The 21053-nt window shown below is 47.7% G+C and carries 21 protein-coding genes and 9 tRNA genes; 13 read left to right on the top strand and 17 right to left on the bottom strand.

What is annotated here, in order from left to right; genetic code table 11:
- The first annotated feature begins 100 nt into the window (after positions 1 to 100).
- Complete coding sequence (locus SG35_RS20910) at positions 101 to 829, top strand: DNA/RNA non-specific endonuclease (protein WP_044830982.1); 729 nt, start codon at positions 101 to 103, stop codon at positions 827 to 829.
- A gap of 222 nt (positions 830 to 1051) precedes the next feature.
- Positions 1052 to 2218 (top strand): FAD-dependent oxidoreductase, encoded by a 1167-nt coding sequence (locus SG35_RS20905; protein WP_044830981.1) that lies wholly within the window; start codon positions 1052 to 1054, stop codon positions 2216 to 2218.
- A gap of 174 nt (positions 2219 to 2392) precedes the next feature.
- Here the strand turns inward: SG35_RS20905 and SG35_RS20900 are convergent.
- The 16 genes from SG35_RS20900 to lolB form a co-directional block, all read right to left on the bottom strand.
- A tRNA-Gln gene (locus SG35_RS20900) sits at positions 2393 to 2467 on the bottom strand.
- 55 nt (positions 2468 to 2522) lie between these two features.
- Positions 2523 to 2597 (bottom strand) — tRNA-Gln (locus SG35_RS20895).
- 50 nt (positions 2598 to 2647) lie between these two features.
- Positions 2648 to 2732: transfer RNA gene (locus SG35_RS20890), tRNA-Leu, on the bottom strand.
- A 34-nt stretch (positions 2733 to 2766) separates the two neighbouring features.
- A tRNA-Met gene (locus SG35_RS20885) sits at positions 2767 to 2843 on the bottom strand.
- Positions 2844 to 2940: 97 nt separating this feature from the next.
- Positions 2941 to 3015, bottom strand: a tRNA-Gln gene (locus SG35_RS20880).
- A gap of 34 nt (positions 3016 to 3049) precedes the next feature.
- A tRNA-Leu gene (locus tag SG35_RS20875) sits at positions 3050 to 3134 on the bottom strand.
- A 73-nt stretch (positions 3135 to 3207) separates the two neighbouring features.
- Positions 3208 to 3282 (bottom strand) — tRNA-Gln (locus SG35_RS20870).
- A gap of 41 nt (positions 3283 to 3323) precedes the next feature.
- A tRNA-Leu gene (locus tag SG35_RS20865) sits at positions 3324 to 3408 on the bottom strand.
- A gap of 27 nt (positions 3409 to 3435) precedes the next feature.
- Positions 3436 to 3512: transfer RNA gene (locus tag SG35_RS20860), tRNA-Met, on the bottom strand.
- Positions 3513 to 3750: 238 nt separating this feature from the next.
- Complete coding sequence (locus SG35_RS20855) at positions 3751 to 4101, bottom strand: DUF3718 domain-containing protein (protein ID WP_044830980.1); 351 nt, start codon at positions 4099 to 4101, stop codon at positions 3751 to 3753.
- Between the two features lie 314 nt (positions 4102 to 4415).
- Entirely contained in the window at positions 4416 to 5507 is a 1092-nt protein-coding gene (gene ychF, locus SG35_RS20850; protein WP_044830979.1) for a redox-regulated ATPase YchF, read from the bottom strand.
- 70 nt (positions 5508 to 5577) lie between these two features.
- Entirely contained in the window at positions 5578 to 6168 is a 591-nt protein-coding gene (gene pth, locus SG35_RS20845) for an aminoacyl-tRNA hydrolase (protein WP_044830978.1), read from the bottom strand.
- A gap of 19 nt (positions 6169 to 6187) precedes the next feature.
- Positions 6188 to 6811: a 50S ribosomal protein L25/general stress protein Ctc gene (locus SG35_RS20840; protein WP_044830977.1), complete on the bottom strand. Its 624-nt coding sequence runs from the start codon at positions 6809 to 6811 to the stop codon at positions 6188 to 6190.
- A 251-nt stretch (positions 6812 to 7062) separates the two neighbouring features.
- A complete protein-coding gene (locus tag SG35_RS20835) occupies positions 7063 to 8010 on the bottom strand; it encodes a ribose-phosphate pyrophosphokinase (protein ID WP_084692473.1) in 948 nt (315 codons plus the stop codon).
- 179 nt (positions 8011 to 8189) lie between these two features.
- Positions 8190 to 9104, bottom strand: coding sequence for a 4-(cytidine 5'-diphospho)-2-C-methyl-D-erythritol kinase (gene ispE / locus SG35_RS20830; protein WP_084692471.1), 915 nt, complete (start codon positions 9102 to 9104; stop codon positions 8190 to 8192).
- A gap of 3 nt (positions 9105 to 9107) precedes the next feature.
- Positions 9108 to 9737, bottom strand: coding sequence for a lipoprotein insertase outer membrane protein LolB (gene lolB / locus SG35_RS20825; RefSeq protein WP_044830975.1), 630 nt, complete (start codon positions 9735 to 9737; stop codon positions 9108 to 9110).
- 293 nt (positions 9738 to 10030) lie between these two features.
- Between lolB and hemA the strand changes: the two genes are divergently transcribed.
- The 7 genes from hemA to kdsA all read left to right on the top strand — a co-directional run bounded on the left by hemA (position 10031) and on the right by kdsA (position 17095).
- Positions 10031 to 11296 carry a glutamyl-tRNA reductase gene (hemA, locus tag SG35_RS20820; protein ID WP_044830974.1) on the top strand — a complete coding sequence of 422 codons (1266 nt, stop codon included), beginning with the start codon at positions 10031 to 10033 and terminating at the stop codon, positions 11294 to 11296.
- A gap of 199 nt (positions 11297 to 11495) precedes the next feature.
- Positions 11496 to 12587: a peptide chain release factor 1 gene (gene prfA / locus SG35_RS20815; RefSeq protein WP_044830973.1), complete on the top strand. Its 1092-nt coding sequence runs from the start codon at positions 11496 to 11498 to the stop codon at positions 12585 to 12587.
- A 74-nt stretch (positions 12588 to 12661) separates the two neighbouring features.
- Positions 12662 to 13525: a peptide chain release factor N(5)-glutamine methyltransferase gene (gene prmC / locus SG35_RS20810; protein WP_044830972.1), complete on the top strand. Its 864-nt coding sequence runs from the start codon at positions 12662 to 12664 to the stop codon at positions 13523 to 13525.
- A 10-nt stretch (positions 13526 to 13535) separates the two neighbouring features.
- Positions 13536 to 13904, top strand: a complete 369-nt coding sequence (locus tag SG35_RS20805) for a SirB2 family protein (RefSeq protein ID WP_236702513.1) — start codon at positions 13536 to 13538, stop codon at positions 13902 to 13904.
- A 128-nt stretch (positions 13905 to 14032) separates the two neighbouring features.
- On the top strand, positions 14033 to 14833 hold the full coding sequence (locus SG35_RS20800; protein ID WP_044830970.1) for a tetratricopeptide repeat protein: 801 nt from the start codon (positions 14033 to 14035) through the stop codon (positions 14831 to 14833).
- Positions 14834 to 14855: 22 nt separating this feature from the next.
- Entirely contained in the window at positions 14856 to 16127 is a 1272-nt protein-coding gene (locus SG35_RS20795; protein WP_044830969.1) for a DUF819 family protein, read from the top strand.
- Positions 16128 to 16249: 122 nt separating this feature from the next.
- On the top strand, positions 16250 to 17095 hold the full coding sequence (kdsA, locus tag SG35_RS20790) for a 3-deoxy-8-phosphooctulonate synthase (RefSeq protein WP_044830968.1): 846 nt from the start codon (positions 16250 to 16252) through the stop codon (positions 17093 to 17095).
- Positions 17096 to 17360: 265 nt separating this feature from the next.
- Here the strand turns inward: kdsA and SG35_RS20785 are convergent, their stop codons facing one another.
- Entirely contained in the window at positions 17361 to 17630 is a 270-nt protein-coding gene (locus tag SG35_RS20785) for a hypothetical protein (RefSeq protein ID WP_044830967.1), read from the bottom strand.
- A gap of 312 nt (positions 17631 to 17942) precedes the next feature.
- Between SG35_RS20785 and SG35_RS20780 the strand changes: the two genes are divergently transcribed.
- The 4 genes from SG35_RS20780 to rlmM all read left to right on the top strand — a co-directional run bounded on the left by SG35_RS20780 (position 17943) and on the right by rlmM (position 21005).
- Positions 17943 to 18851, top strand: coding sequence for a transcriptional regulator GcvA (locus SG35_RS20780; RefSeq protein ID WP_044830966.1), 909 nt, complete (start codon positions 17943 to 17945; stop codon positions 18849 to 18851).
- 69 nt (positions 18852 to 18920) lie between these two features.
- The gene (locus tag SG35_RS20775; protein WP_044830965.1) at positions 18921 to 19556 is read left to right on the top strand and encodes an alpha/beta family hydrolase; all 636 of its coding nucleotides are present in this window, start codon (positions 18921 to 18923) and stop codon (positions 19554 to 19556) included.
- Positions 19543 to 19923 carry a DUF423 domain-containing protein gene (locus tag SG35_RS20770; protein WP_044830964.1) on the top strand — a complete coding sequence of 127 codons (381 nt, stop codon included), beginning with the start codon at positions 19543 to 19545 and terminating at the stop codon, positions 19921 to 19923. Before SG35_RS20775 ends, SG35_RS20770 begins: the two co-directional genes overlap by 14 nt.
- Positions 19920 to 21005: a 23S rRNA (cytidine(2498)-2'-O)-methyltransferase RlmM gene (gene rlmM / locus SG35_RS20765; protein ID WP_044830963.1), complete on the top strand. Its 1086-nt coding sequence runs from the start codon at positions 19920 to 19922 to the stop codon at positions 21003 to 21005. Before SG35_RS20770 ends, rlmM begins: the two co-directional genes overlap by 4 nt.
- Positions 21006 to 21053 lie beyond the last annotated feature (48 nt).

Raw genomic sequence — 21053 nt, 5'->3', positions numbered from 1 at the left:
TTTGATGTTTGCCTGCAAAAGAGTAACCTAAGCTTTAACAGGGATGCATAACGCAGTTTGATTGTGCTGAAATTTAACACGATAAAATGGAAGCTAGATAATGGCGCTTGATATACCAAAACCCGAACTTCGCTACGGCTGTCCCGCGGCAGATCAAATTCTCTTCAACCGGTTTTATACCGTCGGTTATTCATATTACTTCAGGCAAGCTAAATGGACGCTGGAAATTGTTGAGCCGGGTAAACATATTAATGATGTTGATGATGATGTGACCCGGCAAAATAACTTTCGCCCGGACTTTAGGCTACCTCAGCGTTTTCGGGGAGATCTGTCCGATTACCGGAGGTCGGGGTTTGACCGGGGGCATTTAGTTGCCAGCGCCAACCAGGATCAAAGTGCTTTGCAAAACTCGGAAACCTATTTACTTTCCAATATGTCGCCTCAGGCGCCGCAGTTTAACCGGGGGGTCTGGAAAGTGCTGGAAGGGGAGATCCGGAGTAAAAATGAGTCGCCGGATATTCATGAAACCTATGTTATGGCCGGGCCTGTGTTTGATTTTGAATTTCAGACCGAATTTATCGGTCAGGCAGACAATAACGGTATCAAAATTCCTATTCCCACACATTTCTTCAAATGTGTGCTGGTGGAGTGGAAATCAGGGCGGCTGGAAATGTGGGCTTTTGAGTTTGAAAACAAAGCCGTTAATGCCGAGCCGTCTCGCTTTGTCACTTCCACCTCTGCCATTGAGCAAAGAGCCGGTATTAACATCTGGCCCAATTTACTGGGTGATGATATTGAGGCGCAAAAAAGCAATATTAACCCATGGTAGAGCCGTGCAGCATTGCCTGTTGTTAACGGCTTTTTATTAATGTGCTTATCTCAGCTTTATTTCAGCGCCGTTTGTTCTGGTAAGTGAATGAACCAGGGGCATAAAGTGTTATATAAACATCGAATTAGCCGCTGCGGTTGGTTAAAATAGCCCTAATGCATATCCTGTGGCGGTTATCTGCCCGGGATATAATGGTTTGAATATCAGAGATAATTGGTTCTTATGAAGAGTTATGATTGCGTAATAGTGGGTGGCGGCATGGTAGGGGCGGCTTCGGCCCTGTCATTAGCTGAGCTGGGATTAAAAGTGGCTGTGGTCGAGCGGGCACTTCCCCAGGCTTTTGAGCCCGGACAGCCCTTTGACCTTAGGGTGTCGGCAATTTCATTATCTTCCCAATATTTACTGGAGCAGGTGGGGGCCTGGCAGCAAATCAGCCAGTGGCGTTTATGCCCTTATAAACGTTTGGGGGTGTGGGAGCAGGAGCTTTCCTATGCCGAATTTAACAGCGACGATATTGGCCAGTCCCACCTGGGGGCCATCATTGAAAACCGCTTGATCCAGCTGGCGTTATTAGATCAGGTCAAGAATCATGACAACATTTGCCTATATTGTCCCGATTCGCTGACCAGTTTTGTTCAATATGAACAGGGTGTTGATATTGAGCTGAGCCAGGAAACGGTGAAGGCTAAACTGCTGATCGCTGCCGATGGCGCCAACTCCCGGGTGCGCCAGCTGGCAGGCATAGGCACCACCGGCTGGGATTATCAGCAGTCGGCAATGCTGATCAATGTCAACACCGGGCTGGAGCAGCAGGACATTACCTGGCAGCAGTTCTTCCCAACCGGGCCTGTGGCTATGCTGCCGATGCCGGGCCAGCATGCCTCCCTGGTGTGGTATCACCACAGGGATGAAATAAAACGTTTAAAAACCCTGAGCCTGAAGCAGCTGGAGCAGGCGGTGATGGCCAGCTTTCCAAAACGTTTGGGGCAGGTTGAGGTGCTTGACCGTGCTTCGTTTGATTTAACCCGTCGCCATGCCAACCAATACCAGAAGCAAAGGGTGGTGTTAATGGGGGATGCCGCCCACAGTATTAATCCTATGGCGGGACAGGGGGTAAACCTGGGATTTAAAGATGTCAAAGCGCTGCAAAAGGTGATCGCCGAAGCCATAGGCAATGGTGAATGCTGGCATGACCCGGCGGTGCTGGCGCGTTATGAAAAGCTCAGACGTCATGACAACCTGCTGATGATGTCGGCCATGGATGCCCTGTACGCTTCTTTTAGCCATCCTTCTCTGTTGATGAAGGGATTACGCAATGCCGGGCTCTTTATTGCCAACAGGGCGCCTGTGCTTAAAAATAAGGCGCTGGCATATGCTTGCGGGCTTTAACAGCCTGGTTAGTGCTAGCTGGGCTTAAGGTACAAGGCAAAAGATTAATCAGTATCTGGCAACGGATTGCCGATATAAAAGTGGTTATTAAGGGCTATAAACAAAAAAATCGACGCTGAGTCGATATCGGTTTATTTTCTTTTTTGCTTTAAGGGAAGTTTTCAAGAAAAGAAGTGGCTGGGGTACAAGGATTTGAACCTTGGAATGACGGGATCAAAACCCGCTGCCTTACCGCTTGGCTATACCCCAACTGTGGTATCTTCTTATTTGTCTTTTACATTTTACTTTCATCCGCTGAGGAAAGTGGCTGGGGTACAAGGATTTGAACCTTGGAATGACGGGATCAAAACCCGCTGCCTTACCGCTTGGCTATACCCCAATAATGTAAAACTTGCGCTCTTGCTTTATGCCATATGCTTGTGGTTGAAATGGTACGGGAGGAGAGACTTGAACTCTCACATCTTGCGATACTGGAACCTAAATCCAGCGCGTCTACCAATTCCGCCACTCCCGCATTGCAACAACTTATGCATAAATGCCAAGAGTAATGGTGGCTACACCGGGATTTGAACCTGGGACCCCATCATTATGAGTGATGTGCTCTAACCAGCTGAGCTATGTAGCCTTTACAAGTACCCTGATAAAAACGCCATCAAGGATTTGGACAAAAAAAATCGACCGAGTTAGTCGATTCATTCTCAAGCCATATCAGTTTGAGAAAGTGGCTGGGGTACAAGGATTTGAACCTTGGAATGACGGGATCAAAACCCGCTGCCTTACCGCTTGGCTATACCCCAACAGCATGTCATTTATCAGCAATAGCTTGATAAATGGTACGGGAGGAGAGACTTGAACTCTCACATCTCGCGATACTGGAACCTAAATCCAGCGCGTCTACCAATTCCGCCACTCCCGCATTTCGATTAATTCATCAACATGAAATAATCTGGTAGTTATTACATTGTACTTTCTATGAAAAAAGTAGAAAGTGGCTGGGGTACAAGGATTTGAACCTTGGAATGACGGGATCAAAACCCGCTGCCTTACCGCTTGGCTATACCCCAACAATGTAATTAAGGTTGCAACCTGAGTTGCCATATAGTAATGGTACGGGAGGAGAGACTTGAACTCTCACATCTCGCGATACTGGAACCTAAATCCAGCGCGTCTACCAATTCCGCCACTCCCGCGTACTATATGTTTTTACTGAGAAAGAATGGTGGCTACACCGGGATTTGAACCTGGGACCCCATCATTATGAGTGATGTGCTCTAACCAGCTGAGCTATGTAGCCTTTCCAACCTTGCCTCTCAGCAAGTGGCGCGTATTATGCAAATCTCACTGACCTACGTCAACCGTTTTTTTAGAAATAATCTCACTTTTTATTTGTTCGGTGAAACTCTGTTCGATTTGCTGCAGAACTAGGCAAAACTGAGGTTTTTGATCGGTTTTATACACAGGGATGAGGTTTAACTGGGTGGCAGCCTGGCGTTGAGTTTATTGCCGCTTGCCACCCGAAAAGTAAAACTAAACTAGTTAACGCGTTTTTCTGCTACACCACCAAGGTGAGCGGAATGCTTTTTAATGGCTTCCAGGTTGGCGGCTACTACTTTAACGGGTAATTTATTGATAATTAATTCCCCGGTGTCGAGTGCATTGGATGAGGCTGCAAATTCCAAAAGGTTTTGGCCGTTACATTTTAGTCCGTCAAATATGGAACGAATTTTAAGTTTGCGATCTTTAAGGAAAGATCTTAAACGCCTTTTATCATTAACAGAGACATACTCACACACACGTAATGAAAAGCTATCTTCCGCACTGGCTTGCGGGGCGAAAGAAACTGATGCGGCTAATAGGCTCGTCACTAATAAAATATTCTTCATTTGTTCACCATAGTTTTAGTAAGTTTTTGCATTGATGCCATTTGAGTCTAACACAGAATTTTACTGGTCGTGCAGCAGATTTTTTACTTTGAAACCAAGCGTTTAATCTTTGCACTGTTTTTGTTGTAATTTTGTGTGGTTTTTTAGTAAGAAAATGTTATTTATTGGTGTAAGGTGCTGAAAAATAAGCGTGTTTGTTAAGGTGGAAATTTTCAGGAATTATTTCGGATATTGATTAAATAAAGCTGACGGGAGAAAGTGGCGGGGGAGAAGTTCCAGGGCACGGCATGTGCCCTGAATATTAAGGTCATTAATTAGACATTAAAGCGGAAGTGCACCACATCGCCGTCTTTAACCGGGTATTCTTTACCTTCAAGACGCCATTTACCGGCTTCTTTGGCACCGGCTTCACCGTTAAACTCGATAAAGTCGTCGTAAGAAATCACTTCGGCGCGGATAAAACCTTTTTCAAAGTCGGTATGAATTACCCCGGCAGCCTGTGGCGCGGTAGCGTTGACTTTTACCGTCCAGGCACGTACTTCTTTTACGCCGGCGGTGAAGTAGGTTTGCAGGTGCAGCAGGGAGTAACCGGAATTGATCACCCGGTTCAGGCCCGGCTCTTCAATGCCCATGTCTGCCATAAACTCGTCGCGCTCTTCGTCGTCAAGTTCGGCAATTTCACTTTCAATTTCTGCGCAAACCGGCACTACCACGGCGCCTTCTTCTTCGGCGATGGCACGCACCTGATCTAAATAAGGGTTGTTTTCAAAACCGTCGTCATTGACATTGGCAATATACATGGTCGGCTTGATGGTTAAGAAGTTAAGGTACTTAACCGCGGCTTTTTCTTCTTTAGATAACTCTAAAGAACGTACCATGTGGCCTTCTTCAACATGCTTAAGGATTTTTTCCAGTACCGGCAGTTCGAATTTAGCGTCTTTGTCGCCGCCTTTGGCGCGTTTGGCCTGACGGACGATGGCGCGCTCAGCGGTGTCCATATCGGCCAGGGCTAATTCGGTGTTGATAACATCGATATCTTCACCCGGATTTACATTGCCGGCAACATGCACGATATTTTCATTTTCAAAACAGCGTACCACGTGACCGATAGCGTCGGTTTCACGGATGTTGGCCAGGAACTTGTTGCCTAAACCTTCACCTTTGGAGGCGCCGGCAACCAGACCTGCGATATCAACAAATTCCATGGTAGTAGGGATAACACGCTCGGGGTTAACTATTTTTGCTAACTTGTCCAGACGCGGATCCGGAACCGGCACCACACCTGTGTTAGGTTCAATGGTACAGAATGGAAAGTTTGCGGCTTCAATACCCGCTTTGGTGAGTGCGTTGAACAGGGTTGATTTACCTACGTTGGGTAAGCCAACAATACCACATTTAAATCCCATGATGTTTACCTATAGTTTTCAGCGCTTGTTAATCAGAGCGCGAATGTTGATCTGAAGTTCTGTGTCGGAGTTATTGCGCTTTAAAAGAGTGCAGACGATTTTGCGCTTTCTTAAGATCGTCTTTTTGCCAGATTTCGAAACAACGGCCGGCTTCATCGATTGCCTGTTCTATTAGGGCCTGTTCACTGGCGGGCGCTTTACCCAATACATGTCCGGTTACCCGATCGCGATGGCCGGGATGACCTATGCCGATGCGCAACCGATAAAATTCTTTGTTGTTTGCCATACGGCTGATGATATCACGCAGACCGTTATGTCCGCCGTGACCGCCGCCTTTTTTTATTTTGCAAATTCCCGGGTCCATGTCGAGTTCATCATGGGCCACGAGCATATTCTCTACCGGGATACGGAAAAAATTGGCAAGGGGCGCGACTGCCTGACCGCTACGGTTCATAAAGGTCGTGGGGATCAGCAGGTGCACTAAGGTATCGCCGATTTGGCCTTTACCATAGAGTCCGAAGTATTTTTTTTCCGGGCGGAGAGAAATATTGTAACGCTTGCTCAGTTCTTCAACGAACCAGACACCAGCGTTATGGCGGGTTTTGGTATATTCGGGGCCTGGATTACCCAGGCCCACAACTAATTGAATATTAGTTTCCAAGAGATGATCTCGTTAACTATTATTCAGCAGCTTCTTCAGCTTCGGCTTCGCCTTCTGCGTCGTCAGCTTTGCCCTTAGGAGCGTTAGCAGTAACAACGGCTTGGTCGTGGCTTTCACCTTTGGCTAATTCGTCAGAAGTAACGCCTTCCGGGAATTTAACGTCTGATAAGTGAAGGGTTTGACCTACTTCCAGGTCGGCTAAGTCAACTTCGATGAACTCAGGTAAGTTGGCTGGCAGACAAGAAATGGCGATTTCAGTTACGTGGTGAGCAATGGTAGCACCGGCTTTGCTTACGTTCTCTTCGTTGATGAAGTGAACTGGCACGTTAGTGTGAACGGCTTTTTTAGCATCTACACGTAGGAAATCCATGTGCATTACTAATTCTTTGTGCGGGTGACGCTGCATGTCTTTGATCAGAACTTCAACGCTCTTGCCGTCAACGTTCAGGTTTAACACGTGAGAGTAAAACGCTTCTTCCTGCTGTGCACGCCATACTTTGTTGTGCGCCAAAGTGATAGAAACCGGCTCTTCGCCTAAACCGTAGATGATAGCTGGAACTTTGTTAGCATGACGTAGGCGGCGGCTCGCACCTTTCCCCAGGTCAGTACGTACTTCAGCATCTAAAGTGAATAAATCAGTCATTTTTAATACTCTTTATTTAAAATTAAGTTTCATTGTTTTTTGCGACCAAAAACAATGCGATTGCTCTTTTATTGGCTGCTTTTATCGGAAATAAATGCTTACCGGTTAAAAAAGGCGCGGCATGATAACATTTACCCCGGATAATAGCTATTAATCTTGCGAGTAATTATTGTTAAATACTTAAGCCAATAATCGCCAGGTAATAAAAAAGCACCCTAAGGTGCTTTAAATGTCAGGTTTACAAGGCTGAATTAACCGTCAAACATGGCAGAGATAGACTCTTCATTGCTTACCCGGCGGATCGCTTCGGATAACATGCCGCTTAAGGTCAGCTGGCGCACTTTACCCAAGGCTTTGATTTCATCCGTCAGCGGGATGGAATCGGTAACCACGACTTCATCAATCACTGAGTTTTCCAGGTTTTGAGCGGCATTACCCGAGAATACCGGGTGAGTGGCATAGGCAAATACCCGCTTGGCACCGTGTTCTTTCAGTGCTTCCGCTGCCTTGGCTAATGTACCGCCGGTATCTATCATATCGTCAACGATAAAACAGTCGCGGTCTTTAACATCACCGATAATGTGCATCACCTGGGCCACATTGGCCTTGGGACGACGTTTGTCGATAATGGCCAGGTCGGCATCTTCTAATAATTTGGCGACCGCACGGGCACGTACCACGCCGCCGATATCAGGAGAAACCACCACAGGGCGCTCAATTTGTCTTTCAAGCATGTCTTCGAGCAAGATAGGGGTACCAAAGACATTGTCTACCGGCACATCAAAGAAACCCTGGATTTGCTCCGCGTGCAGGTCAACGGTTAATACCCGGTCAACACCTACGCTGGAAAGGAAGTCGGCAACGACTTTTGCTGTAATCGGGACGCGGGCACTACGTACGCGTCTATCCTGGCGTGCATAACCAAAATAGGGCATTACTGCTGTGATACGTCCGGCTGAAGCTCTTCGTAAGGCATCAACCATAACAATAAGCTCCATTAAGTTATTGTTGGTTGGTGCACAAGTTGATTGAACAATAAAGACATCCGCTCCGCGGACATTTTCATTGATTTCGACACTAATCTCACCATCACTAAAACTCCCGACCTTGGCATCGCCTAAGGTAATATAAAGGCGATTAGCAACTTGTTCGGCCAGTTCAGGGGTGGCGTTACCCGCAAAAATCTTCATGTCAGGCACTGTCAGTTCCTCAGAAACTTTTGACATTAAAATATGACGCTATGCAGTAGCAATTAACCCAAAGCGAATGAATGCTGTCGGTAACTACTAGTACTAGCAAATTAATAACATTTATCCAGTGTTCATTTTACCAACATACGTGGTATTTGTTTGAGTTTTTATTCACTCATTTTCTTTATTCAATTAAGGCTCAATGCCTTAATCACCGGTATTAACGGCGATTGGTTGATACCTTTTGCTACAAAAGATTCAATCCCGTCAGGGAGTTGAGCCTGAATGCGGCAAGCCTCAGCTTTAGAGTCGAAGCGCGAGAAGATACAAGCGCCCGTTCCCGTCATTTGAGACGGCGCGTATTCTAGCAACCAAGACAGTAATTTGGCAACCTCGGGATAGTGTTTTATCACCATTACCTGGCAATCGTTATGGCAGGCATCTATGTCTGCGCTTTGGGCTAATTGCCGGTCGGTATTGCGGGGCAGGTCATCGGAAGTAAACACGCTTACCGTTGAGATGCTGCAGTTGGGTTTGCTGACTAAATACCAGTATTCTTCGGGATCCCTCGGGGTAAGCTTTTCACCGACCCCTTCGGCGTAGGCGGCAAAGCCGTGAATAAAGACCGGTACATCGGCCCCTAAGGCTAAACCTAAAGCGGCGAGTTTTTCCGTGCTGAGCTTGAGCTGCCATAAAGCATTGAGTGCCAGCAGTACGGTAGCGGCATTGGAGGAGCCGCCGCCGAGTCCGCCGCCCATGGGCAGAATTTTATCAATTTTAATTTCAGCCCCGGGTAAATTTGCCTGTCCCAAAGCTTGGGCTTCGAGTTGCAGCATAGTCGCGGCTTTGACTATCAGGTTATCTTTTGCGGCGACCCCGGTAATCGGGGTTAATAAGCGAATTTTGCCGCAGTCGGTGGCTTTGATCTCCAGGGTATCGCCATAGTCGAGGAACTGAAACAGGGTTTGCAGTTCATGGTAGCCGTCGCTGCGGCGACCGACAACATGCAGAAACAGATTGAGTTTTGCCGGTGACGGAAACGGGTGAAATTTATTATCTAAAGATAAGTTGTCCGGGGAAGTGTTGTCTACGGGTAAAGCCATGGTTTACAGGGTCCACTTTTTCACGAGAATTTTAATATTGAGCTCAGCCTGGGTGATGGTAAATTTAGTCGCCAGGCGGTGTTGGTTGACCAGTTGGTAGTTTTGGTACTCTACCGACCAGAGCCGGTTGTCATACAAGCTGGTAAGCTTGACCGGTAAGCGGGTAACGCTGTCATAACTGAGTTTATCCTGGGGCAGGTACGCCAGGCCTTTGAGCCAGTAGCTTAATGCCCGGGTCGGCAAGGTCAGCCCGGTCAGGGAATAGATCAGGGCGTCAAGATCCTCGCTGTGATATTCTTCGCCGTCCACTTCCAGTACATGGCGGCCGTTGTCGGATTCCAGGTGCAGGACATTGATGCCCAGCGGCGCGGTCAAGTCCAGGCGCTGGCGGGTATTGTCGTTATGATCCTGCTCATAGCGCCAGTTCAACGAGGCGCTTTCACGTTTATCCGCCTGGATAAAGGCGATCCTGCCCAATATTTTCCACTTATTTAAAGCTGAAAGTTGTTGATTTCTTTCGCTGATTTCCTGAGTTAGGCTAGAATCAGAGGGGGCTGGCGGTTGAACCGCGCAGCCACTGAGCCATAAAAGCAGCAGCGGGACGGGGAATAAGTGTTGCAGGCGGATGATCATGTGCTCTTGTCGTTGTAATATGAATGACTATTTGAACACAGAACAAGAGGTGCTTTCAATCACGGCGGATATTTCGTAAAATTACCGCGTTATTTGTTTCAGATTAAAGTATCCGATACAAAAATGGCGGATAATCGCCGTGATGATATTTATCTGGTGTCTTTTTCCAAGCAGATGATAAATGTCCTTGTGGGGCTTTAGCCGCGCAAAAGACTGAAATGATATAGTGGCAAGGTCGGTATCTGCCGATGGCGCTTTTGCCATATTTTAACTGAGGCTGAATATTTAGCATTATGTCCATAGTAGCTGTTGGTATTAATCATAAAACTGCACCCGTTGCGGTCAGGGAAAAGATTTCTTTTAGCCCTGATCACTTAACTCAAGCCCTGCAGGAAATGCTTTCTTCTGTGCAATGTCGCGAAGCTGCTATTTTATCTACCTGTAACCGCACTGAGTTATATCTGGTACAGGATGGCGATATGGCCCAGACCCAGGAGCGCATAGTGCGCTGGCTGGAAAGCTATCACCAGGTGCCGGGGGCGACTATTTCCCCGAGTTTGTATTGGCATCAGGATAAAGCCGCAGTTAATCATATGATGCGGGTAGCTTGTGGTTTAGATTCCCTGGTACTGGGGGAGCCGCAAATTCTCGGACAAATGAAGCAGGCCTACAGTCAGGCGAAAGCCGCAGATTCTATGGCGCTGGTCATGGACCGTTTGTTCCAGCGAACCTTCGGGGTGGCAAAACAGGTCAGGACAGAAACCGAAATCGGCGCCAGTGCCGTCTCTGTCGCCTTTGCCGCGGTGAATTTAGCCAAACATATTTTTGCCAACCTGAAAAAGGTGCGGGTGTTGCTGGTCGGCGCCGGGGAAACCATTGAACTGGTGGCGAAACATTTATACGAGAATAATGTCGGCAACATTACCGTTGCCAACCGGACTTTGGCCCGGGCAGAGGCCATGGCGGAGCAGGTCGGTGCGGATGTCATCACCCTGGCGCAGATCCCCGAGCAAATCAGCAACGCCGATATTGTTATCAGCTCTACCGGTTCGACTTTACCTATTATAGGTAAAGGCATGGTGGAACATGCACTGGAGCAGCGCAAGCACCAGCCTATTTTTATGGTGGATTTGGCGGTGCCGCGTGATATCGAAGAGCAGGTAGCCGAGCTTGAAGACGTGTTCTTATATACGGTGGATGACTTGCAGGGCATTATTGCCAAAAATATCGCCAACCGCCGTAAGGCCGCGGTACAGGCAGAGGGTATGGTCAATACCCAAACCGACAGTTTTATGTCCTGGTTAAGGGGCCTGAATACCCAGGATGCGGTGCTCAGTTACCGTAACCAGTGCCAGGAACACCGCGATGTGTTGATTGAAAAAGCCCTGCTGCAGCTTAAAGGCAATAAAAACCCCGAGGCGGTGGTAGCCGAGCTGGCAACCAAACTCACTAATAAATTAATGCATGCCCCTACCAGTGCGTTGCAGTCGGCGGCCCAGGGCGGTGATTTGGATAAGCTGATTTACCTGAGAGATATTTTCAACCTGGATCAAAAGTAGATATTTTCCCGGTAAAACCGACCGGTTGTCAGCTTTGTTTAACCAATAAAACGAGCCTGATGGCCGGTGTTTCCCCTGATTTCCCCGTTAAAAGCTATTTATTTGAGAAATAACCAAGGAAATAGCTGCGACTTACCCCCCGACTAGATATACTAGGTGCATTGCTAGCACATATTATCGAATTTAAAAGTATTATTTAATGAAAAAGTCAGTTTACCATAAGCTTGAAGTGTTAATGGAACGCTTTGAGGAAGTACAGGCTTTATTATCTGATCCCGAGACCATAGCGGATCAGGATAAATTTAAAGCCCTGTCCAAAGAATTCTCCCAACTTGAAGAAGTGACCTCGGTTTTCACCGCCTATAAAGAGGCGGAAAACGATTTTGCCACCGCCGAAGAAATGCTCAAAGACGACGATCCCGATATGCGGGATATGGCGCAGGAAGAGTTTAAGGCGGCGAAAGAGGCATTAGAAAACCTGGAAAGCGATTTACAAATTCTGTTACTGCCTAAAGATCCCAATGACGACAACAACTGTTTCGTGGAGATCCGCGCCGGTGCCGGTGGTGATGAAGCGGCGATTTTTGCCGGTGATATTTTCCGTATGTACAGCCGTTATGCCGAAAAGCAGGGCTGGCGCATCGAATTGATGAATGCCAATGAAAGCGAGCAGGGCGGTTTTAAAGAAATTATCGCCAAAATCGTCGGTGAAGGGGTTTACGGGCAGATGAAATTTGAGTCCGGCGGTCACAGGGTACAAAGGGTACCGGAAACCGAATCCCAGGGGCGGGTACATACCTCGGCCTGTACTGTGGTGGTGATGCCGGAAATCCCCGAATCGGATGCCATTGAAATCAACAAGGCCGACTTGAAAGTTGATACTTTCAGGGCATCGGGTGCCGGTGGACAGCATGTTAACAAAACCGACTCGGCCATTCGTATTACCCATATTCCTACCGGTGTCGTAGTGGAGTGTCAGGATCAGCGCTCCCAGCATAAAAACCGGGCGCAGGCGATGTCGGTATTGCAGGCGAGATTGCAGCAGGCAGAAGACGATAAGCGCCGCAGCGAAGAAGAATCTTCCCGCCGCAGCCTGGTGGCCAGTGGTGATCGCTCCGAGCGCATCCGTACTTACAACTATCCCCAGGGGCGGATGACAGATCATCGTATCAACTTAACCTTGTACCGGTTAAATGAAGTGATCGAAGGTAATTTGCAGCTGGTGATGGAGCCTATTTTACAGGAAAACCAGGCGGATCTGCTGGCAGCCCTGGCGGAGCAAAACGATTAACCGGCTGATGCCGTTAATCGCCCCGTTAATTACCGGTCCCAGTGTCAGTGAGTGTTAATACTTTGCAAACATCCATGAGTAATGCGCCCCTTGCCCGATTAGTTGAGCAGGGGGCGGCTTTATTGCTTGAAAGCTCCGACAGCGCCAGGCTCGATGCCCAGGTCCTGTTGTGTCATGTGCTGGGTAAAGAGCTTAGCTATTTACATACCTGGCCGGAAAAGATCATTGCCGATGAGGTGTTTGTACACTTTATCCGGCTGCTTGAGCGCAGACAAAACGGTGAGCCGGTAGCATATATTACCGGCATAAAAGAGTTCTGGTCACTGCCGTTAAAAGTATCGCCCGCCACTTTGATCCCAAGGCCCGACACCGAAGTACTGGTGGAGCAGGTGCTGGCGTGTCATCAGCAAAATAAGCTAAACTGCCTGGATCTCGGCACGGGCACAGGGGCAATCGCCCTGGCGCTGGCCTCTGAGCAGCCTGGCTGGCAGCTTGATGCGGTGGACTTTAATATTGATGCGGTGGCGCTTGCCCGGGAAAATGCCCGGCAGTTAAAGCTGGAGCGGGTCAAGATCTACCAAAGTGACTGGTTCAAGCAGGTGGCAAAGGATAAAAAGTTCGAGGTTATCGTCTCTAACCCGCCCTATATCGATGGCGGGGATAAACACCTCAGTGAAGGGGATGTGCGCTTTGAACCGGAAACGGCGCTGGTGGCGGCAGAAAACGGTCTGGCGGATATTATCACCATAGCCACCGGCGCCAAAGATTATTTGGCCGACGGCGGCAGCCTCTATTTTGAGCATGGTTTTGAGCAGGGGCTGGCGGTACGCAAGATTTTAACCGGTTTAGGTTATACGGATGCTAAAACGACCAAAGACTTTGCCGGTAATGACAGGATCACCCAGGCAAACTGGATAATTAATAAACTTAAAAATTAAAGGAATTATTATGATGTTCAAACATCTTCATATGACGCTTGCGGTGCTGAGCATTGCTTTGTTTACCTTACGTTTTGTCTGGACTTTAACCGAGTCGGCCTGGTTAACGAAAAAAGTCGTTAAAATTACCCCGCATGTCATTGATACCTTGCTACTGGCTTTAGGTGTGGCCATGGCGGTGAAGCTGATGATCAACCCGCTGGAACAGCTATGGCTGGGAGAGAAACTATTGGCGGTGATCGCCTATATCTTTACCGGTTATTATACGTTGAAATTAGCCAGAAACCGTATGATGCAGTTTATCGGTTATTTGGGCGCCATGGGTTGGGTAATGCTGGTTTTTCGCCTGGCAATGACCAAAGAGACCATGTTTTTATAAGGCTTAAGAAGAAAAAGCCGTTGCCAAGGGCATTTTTACTTTAAAAATGCCGATTAATCCCCATAGAAGAGGATTAATTCGCGATGGCTGACTTTTTTGCTGTTTTTTATAGTAAACAAATAAATTAAATGAATGACTTGTTGTTGTCCGAGATAAAATCGGATGAAAAAGATTTAATCCAGTCGGTGGTGTTACTCGAAGAGCATATTTTTGCTTCTTCCGGTATTTTCGCCGATGCCCTGGATAAGCTGATCAAAGAATGCCTGGCGGTTATTGAAGAAATAGACGAGCCGCTGGAGCAGGTAGAGCAATTGATCAATGAATTGTTTGTTCGCCATCTGTTTCTGGATGAATACCGGGATTTTTGGCCGTTAACCGGCCACCGCTTGGAATCGGGCATTAATTTCCGCGCCCTGGCGCCGAGTTTAAAAGTGATCCTTATTCACCACATCATCACAGAATGCGGCTTTGACGTCGATATTATCTATGTACCGGAAAAGAATATGATCCGTGTGGTGTGCGATGATATCTATGCCATTATTTTCGATCCCGTGACCGGCGAATCCCTGAACTGGCATGAGCTGGATAAACGCATGGACGATATCGAAGGGGATCCGAGCCAGCAGGAGTTGCTGCCGATCAGCCACAAGAGTTTGTTGCTGGATCATGTCACGTCAATAAAAAATGCCCTTATCCGCGAGCAGGTCTTTGACCTGGCACTTAAATGTGTCGATGTTTTATTGGCGATGCGCCCGGATGATCCGTTTGAGCGCAGAGATCGCGGCTTTTTATTACATCAGCTCGATTGTTTTAAAGTGGCTTACGACGACTATCGGTTTTTTGTTGAGCAATGCCCGAAGGACCCGGCGGCCCAGCTGCTGAAATTACAACTAGATAACATACGTATTGCCGATACCGTAATACATTAATAATAAGAACCACGGAGAAATTATGTCTGCAGCAAATCTGACTGAAGCTGTTCACCATGCCCCGATGATCACCAATGATGCGACTATCATGGGTTTTCTGGCAATCATGCTGGGATTGGTGTTCTACACCGCCCACAGCACCAATAGTTTTTGGAAGAAATTTTATAGCGTAGTACCTGCGGTACTGGTGTGTTACTTTTTACCCTCGCTGTTAAACACCTTTGGCGTGGTGAACGGCGAAGAATCTAAGCTTTATTACGTTGCTTCCCGTTATTTATTGCCTGCCTGTCTGGTGTTGCTGACCTTAAGTGTCGATTTAAAAGCCATCATGGGCCTTGGCAGTAAAGCGATTATTTTATTCTTTACCGGCACCATAGGTATCGTCATCGGCGGGCCTATTGCGATATTGGTGGTTTCTGCTATCAGCCCGGAACTGCTTGGTGTACAAGGCCCTGAAGCTGTATGGCGCGGTATGACCACAGTTGCCGGCAGCTGGATTGGCGGTAGCGCCAACCAGGCGGCAATGAAAGAAATTTATGAAGCCGGCGATCAGATCTTCTCGGCCATGGTCACGGTAGATGTTATCGTGGCTAACCTATGGATGGCGGTGCTGCTGATTATGGCGGCCAAAGCGAAAACCATAGATGCAAAAACCGGTGCCGATGTCAGCGCTATCACGGCATTAAAAGAAAAGGTTGAAAACTTTCACCAGCAGCATTCGCGTATCGCCACCTTACCTGATTTGATGATCATCCTGGCTATCGGTCTAGGTGTTACCGGCTTTGCCCATTTGTTTGCAGATACTGTCACCCCGTACTTCGTTGAAAACCACCCTGATTTGAAGAACTTCAGTTTCCACAGCAAGTTCTTCTGGATGATTATTTTCGCGACTACCGTTGGTATTATTCTATCTTTCACCCGGGTAAGAGAGCTTGAAGGGGCCGGTGCTTCAAAAGTGGGCTCAGCTTTCCTTTATGTGCTGATTGCTACTATCGGTATGAAGATGGATGTGACTATGATTGCCGATGCACCGATTTATTTTGTCATTGGTATTATCTGGATGTTAATCCATGCCACTTTGATGTTAGTGGTGGCCAAGCTTATTAAGGCGCCGCTGTTTTACATGGCAGTTGGCAGTCAGGCGAATGTCGGCGGTGCGGCTTCGGCCCCTGTGGTTGCTTCAACCTTCCACCCGTCGCTGGCGCCGGTGGGTGTCTTGTTGGCTGTGCTTGGTTATACCGTAGGGACTTATATGGCCTGGTTGTGCGGACAGATATTACAAGCCATCGCCTAAGTTCCAGCGTTTAAAATATCAGTTAAAAGTGCTTATTTATGCTTATAAATAAGCACTTTTGCTTTATGCTAAGGCATAAAGTATCAAGGTGAAGTTTTTCTTTTTATCAATAAGGAGCCCCCATGGGTTTACAATCAATTCAGTTAGCCGATATCGAAGTTGCTAACGACAAACCATTTGTGCTGTTTGGCGGCATGAATGTTCTTGAGTCCCGCGATCTGGCAATGAAAATTGCCGAGCATTATGTCGAAGTGACGCAAAAACTCGGCATTCCTTATGTGTTTAAGGCTTCTTTTGATAAAGCCAACCGCTCGTCCGTGCATTCATACCGGGGACCGGGCATGGATGAAGGCTTAAAAATCTTTGAAGAAATCAAGCAGACCTTTAATGTACCTGTGATCACCGATGTCCACGAACCCCACCAGGCACAGCCGGTGGCAGATGTTGTTGATATTATCCAGTTGCCGGCCTTTTTGGCGCGCCAGACCGATTTAGTGGTGGCTATGGCAAAGACCAATGCCATTATCAATGTTAAAAAGCCCCAGTTCCTGGCGGCCCATGAAATGCGTCATATTATCAAGAAGTTCTCGGAAGCCGGTAATGAAAAAGTGATCTTGTGTGAACGCGGCAGCTGTTACGGTTATAACAACCTGGTAGTGGATATGCTGGCGATGGAAGAAATGAAAAACTATGCGCCGGTGATTTTTGATGCCACCCATGCCCTGCAGCGCCCCGGTGGCCGCAGCGACAGTGCCGACGGTCGTCGTGCCCAGGCAGCCCAGTTAGCCCGCAGCGGTATGGCGCTTGGTCTGGCGGGTTTGTTTATCGAAGCACATCCGGATCCGGATAATGCCAAATGTGACGGCCCCTGTGCCTTGCCGTTAGACAAGCTTGAGCCTTACCTGGCGCAAATGAAAGCGGTAGATGATCTGGTGAAGAGTTTTGAGCCCCTGGTTACCGGTGACTAGCCTCTGAGATCTACGGGAGCGGGTTTTTGCCCGCTCTTGCCATATACCTTCCTTTACTAAAAAACCGCCTTATTTCGCTTTTCTGGCCCTTTAAAGTCCGTTCTGGCTATCTTGTTACCTTGAAGCCTTGTGATAAGGCAAATTTCAGACATCGCTGCGCTTTTGTATCCATTCAATCGCAGCATACCTTTCTTCCTGAACATAAAAAAAGGTGTCTGTGACACCTTTTATTTCGTATTTTTGCCTGCGGGTGATATTCTGGAGCTTATTCAGAAATCATCTCGCTTTTAGCAAGGTTAGCGTTAGTGTTTCCAGCATTAACGCGCTCTTGCTTGGCTAATAACGCCTGAGCTGTTTGCTGTGCGCTGACAAAGCTTACCGGAGTCAGTTTGATTGAATCGGCAAGGCTCACCTTGATTTGATTCATTACTTCGTTGTGGTTGATAGTGTCGGCTTTTACCAGCTCCAGTGCTTGAACTGAGGTAATGCTAAAGAAAGCGATGGCTAAGACAGAGATTTTTTGTGCTAATTTCATAATGGTACCTGTTTAAATAACGTCAATGATCCTTATAGATGTTTCACGGACCTGTAACTAGCTCTGCAGAAGGTGGGTTGGGAAACACTTTCTGACTATTGCCCATCTATTAATGGGTTAGTGATGAAGTCCTTCATCTATGGTGCAAATGATAATCAAGTTCTGGCCAAATGAAAAATGACTATTTATAATGTTATCCATTAGAAAAACTAATGAATGGTAAGTTGACGGCAAAGTTAAAAACTTTCAGACGTTCGACATGAATAAACATTACATAAACGTGAATAACCATATATAACACATAGGAAAATTTTGGCTAATAGACTCCCACCCCTCAATGCCTTACGCGCTTTTGAAGCCTCGGCGAGGCAATTAAGTTTTACCCGGGCTGCCGAAGAATTATTTGTGACCCAGGCGGCGATCAGCCACCAGATCAAATCATTGGAAGAGCATTTGGGTATTAAGTTATTTATGCGAAAAAATCGTGCCTTGCTGCTGACCGAAGAAGGGCAGGCCTATTTTCTCGACATAAAAGATATTTTCACTTCCATCAATGATGCCACCGAGCGCCTGCTGGCCAGGGGGGCGAAAGGGGCGATCACGGTAAGTTTACAGCCAAGCTTTGCTATTCAGTGGCTGGTGCCGCGTTTGACGGCGTTTAATCTCTTGCATCCGGATATCGATGTCCGGATCAAGGCGGTAGATCAGCCGGATAACTCCTTAACCGAAGATGTTGATGTCGCCATTTATAATGGCCGCGGCCGCTGGCCCAATGTGCATGCCGATCAATTGCATACCGAATACCTGGTGCCGGTTTGTTCTCCTTTGCTGCTCAGCGGCAAAAAACCGCTCTATACCGTCAATGATCTGGCCCAGCATACCTTGTTGCACGATACCTCTCGCCGGGACTGGAAACGCTGGTTTAAAGAGGTTGGTGTTAAAGGCATGAATGTTAACCACGGACCTATTTTCAGTCACTCTTCCATGGTATTGCAGGCGGCAATCCACGGACAGGGGGTGGCGCTGGCCCACAGCGTACTGGCAAAGCCGGATATCGACTCCGGCCGCCTGGTGCAGCCTTTTAATGATGTGCTGATCAGTAAAAATGCCTATTACATTGTTTGCCGCGAGCATCAGCTTGATATCGGGAAGATAGCCGCTTTTCGCGATTGGGTGCTCGATACCGTGGCCGAAGAGCAGGATGACGGCCTTATGCTGTAAAGGCCGATATCGAGTTTGCCAAAACAAGTGAAGGAATCGCCGGACATAATAAATGAAGAACCAATAATAATGACAACAACTAAACTCAATGCAGTGGAAAATCCTAAAGCGATGGTGATCTTGGCCCATGGCGCCGGTGCCGACATGGACCATGGCTTTATGGAAAAAATGACCGCTTTATTAAATAGCCGCCAGATAAATGTCTTGCGCTTTAATTTTCCCTATATGGATAAGCGCCGCGTTGACGGCAAACGTTATCCGCCGGATCGCATGCCCAAGTTGCTTGACTGCTATCGTGAGGTTATCAGGCAGCAATCGCAGGCTTTGCCGGTTTTTCTTGCCGGGAAATCCATGGGCAGCCGGGTAGGGGCAACGCTGGCAGGGGAAGCCTTAGCTCAGCCCGGGCAAGTCAAAGGGGTGATCTGTTTAGGTTATCCTTTTCATCCGCAAAAAAAGCCGGAAAAATTGCGGCTTGAACCGCTGCAACAGACCTTGTTGCCGACCCTGATAGTGCAGGGGGAGCGCGATGCCCTGGGCTCAAAGGATGACATTGCCGGTTATCGGCTATCGGATCTATGTCAGCTGGTTTTTCTGCCCGATGGCGATCATGATCTTAAACCCAGGGTCAAGTCCGGTTTTAGCCAGGAACAGCATATGCAAAGCGCCGCCGATGAAATACTGAGGTTTATTGATGAAAAAAGTTGATTTTCTCACCCCCTGGCGGATTTTTATTGGTATCAGCGGCTGTTTTTCAGTATTATTCGGCGCCTGGTTGGCGCATGGCGGACAACATCTGCCACTCGATATCCAAAGTCGCCTGGCAAATGCGCTGCAATACCAGTTTATTCATACCCTTGCCTTATTGGCTGCTATGGTTTGGTATAGCAGGTTGCCCTCTCGTCGCTTGCTGGCGGCAGGCGCTTGTTTTGCGCTCGGTATTTTGTGTTTTAGCGGCAGTTTATATGCTAAAACCTTTTTTGATCTTGCCATGATAGGCAAACTCGCTCCCACGGGCGGGATATTATTAGCGTCGGGCTGGTTGCTGCTGGCGTTTGCAGGTAAAACGAAATGAAGACTTCGATTGTATTATATTGCCGCCCCGGCTTTGAAAAAGAATGTGGCGCCGAAATCCAGGAAAAAGCTGCCTGGAACGAGGTATACGGCTATCTGGAGCTGACCAAAAACCAGGGGCTGGTTTATTTTCACTTAAACAACCCCGAAGAAGGGGATGCCCTGATGGAGCGTATGCCCCTTAAACGGCTGATTTTCGCCCGCCAATGGTTTCTGACCTTAACCGAGAAAATCGAACTGCCGGATTATAACCGGGTAGAGGCGATCACCGAAGCCCTGGGCAGCGAGTGGCAATATGCAGATTTGCGTATGGAAACCCCGGATACCAATGACGGCAAGGAATTATCCAAGTTTTGCCGCAAACTGGCGGTACCGCTGCGCCAGGCATTAAGGAAAAACAAAATTCTGACGGAAAAAGGTGATAAAGACGGCGCTGTTTTACATGCCTTATTTTTAAGCGGCAAAGAAGTGATGCTTGGTTATTCTCAGGGCCATAATACTTCGCCTCATGTGATGGGCATACCGAGATTAAAGTTCCCGAGTCAGTCGCCGAGCCGTTCAACCTTGAAGCTTGATGAAGCCTTTTTGTATTTTATTCCAAAAGATGAGTGGGAAACCCGGTTAACCTCCGGCATGAATGCGGTTGATTTAGGCTCGGCTCCCGGCGGCTGGACCTATCAGCTGGTGCGCCGCGGTATGATGGTCACGGCGGTTGATAATGGCCCTATGGCAGACTCGATTATGGAAACCGGGCAGGTTAAGCACCGCATGATGGATGGCTTTAAGTTTGTGCCCGCCAAGCAAAATGTTTACTGGCTGGTGTGCGACATGGTGGAAAAACCCCAGCGGGTGGCCTGGCTGATGGCACAATGGCTGTTAAAGGGTTATTGTAAAGAAGCTATGTTTAACCTGAAACTGCCGATGAAAGGCCGTTATCAGGAAATCACCAAGAACCTGCAGAGCATCAAAGATCTCTTTGCCGAAAACAATGTCAAATATGAGCTTTATGCCAAGCACCTTTATTATGACCGTGAAGAAGTGACGGTACATGCACGGTTATTATCGCCGGTGCCCCAACACTAGTTGTGTTAACTTTATCGCTAGTATTTAGTGTATAAAAAAAGCCCGGTT

This window comes from Thalassomonas actiniarum (assembly GCF_000948975.2).
GTDB lineage: Bacteria > Pseudomonadota > Gammaproteobacteria > Enterobacterales > Alteromonadaceae > Thalassomonas > Thalassomonas actiniarum.
Note: the sequence above shows the minus strand (reverse complement) of the source record. Positions and strands in the feature narration are given on the sequence as shown.

What these genes read in the sequence shown, in the direction of transcription:
- kdsA (WP_044830968.1), top strand. Translation starts at nt 16,250, where the DNA reads ATGGGTTTACAATCAATTCAGTTAGCCGATATCGAAGTTGCTAACGAC.
- SG35_RS20910 (WP_044830982.1), top strand. Translation starts at nt 101, where the DNA reads ATGGCGCTTGATATACCAAAACCCGAACTTCGCTACGGCTGTCCCGCG.
- SG35_RS20840 (WP_044830977.1), bottom strand. Translation starts at nt 6,811, where the DNA reads ATGACTGATTTATTCACTTTAGATGCTGAAGTACGTACTGACCTGGGG.
- ispE (WP_084692471.1), bottom strand. Translation starts at nt 9,104, where the DNA reads ATGGCTTTACCCGTAGACAACACTTCCCCGGACAACTTATCTTTAGAT.
- ychF (WP_044830979.1), bottom strand. Translation starts at nt 5,507, where the DNA reads ATGGGATTTAAATGTGGTATTGTTGGCTTACCCAACGTAGGTAAATCA.
- hemA (WP_044830974.1), top strand. Translation starts at nt 10,031, where the DNA reads ATGTCCATAGTAGCTGTTGGTATTAATCATAAAACTGCACCCGTTGCG.
- SG35_RS20795 (WP_044830969.1), top strand. Translation starts at nt 14,856, where the DNA reads ATGTCTGCAGCAAATCTGACTGAAGCTGTTCACCATGCCCCGATGATC.
- SG35_RS20905 (WP_044830981.1), top strand. Translation starts at nt 1,052, where the DNA reads ATGAAGAGTTATGATTGCGTAATAGTGGGTGGCGGCATGGTAGGGGCG.
- prmC (WP_044830972.1), top strand. Translation starts at nt 12,662, where the DNA reads ATGAGTAATGCGCCCCTTGCCCGATTAGTTGAGCAGGGGGCGGCTTTA.
- SG35_RS20855 (WP_044830980.1), bottom strand. Translation starts at nt 4,101, where the DNA reads ATGAAGAATATTTTATTAGTGACGAGCCTATTAGCCGCATCAGTTTCT.
- SG35_RS20800 (WP_044830970.1), top strand. Translation starts at nt 14,033, where the DNA reads ATGAATGACTTGTTGTTGTCCGAGATAAAATCGGATGAAAAAGATTTA.
- SG35_RS20785 (WP_044830967.1), bottom strand. Translation starts at nt 17,630, where the DNA reads ATGAAATTAGCACAAAAAATCTCTGTCTTAGCCATCGCTTTCTTTAGC.
- SG35_RS20775 (WP_044830965.1), top strand. Translation starts at nt 18,921, where the DNA reads ATGACAACAACTAAACTCAATGCAGTGGAAAATCCTAAAGCGATGGTG.
- rlmM (WP_044830963.1), top strand. Translation starts at nt 19,920, where the DNA reads ATGAAGACTTCGATTGTATTATATTGCCGCCCCGGCTTTGAAAAAGAA.
- SG35_RS20770 (WP_044830964.1), top strand. Translation starts at nt 19,543, where the DNA reads ATGAAAAAAGTTGATTTTCTCACCCCCTGGCGGATTTTTATTGGTATC.
- prfA (WP_044830973.1), top strand. Translation starts at nt 11,496, where the DNA reads ATGAAAAAGTCAGTTTACCATAAGCTTGAAGTGTTAATGGAACGCTTT.
- SG35_RS20805 (WP_236702513.1), top strand. Translation starts at nt 13,536, where the DNA reads ATGATGTTCAAACATCTTCATATGACGCTTGCGGTGCTGAGCATTGCT.
- lolB (WP_044830975.1), bottom strand. Translation starts at nt 9,737, where the DNA reads ATGATCATCCGCCTGCAACACTTATTCCCCGTCCCGCTGCTGCTTTTA.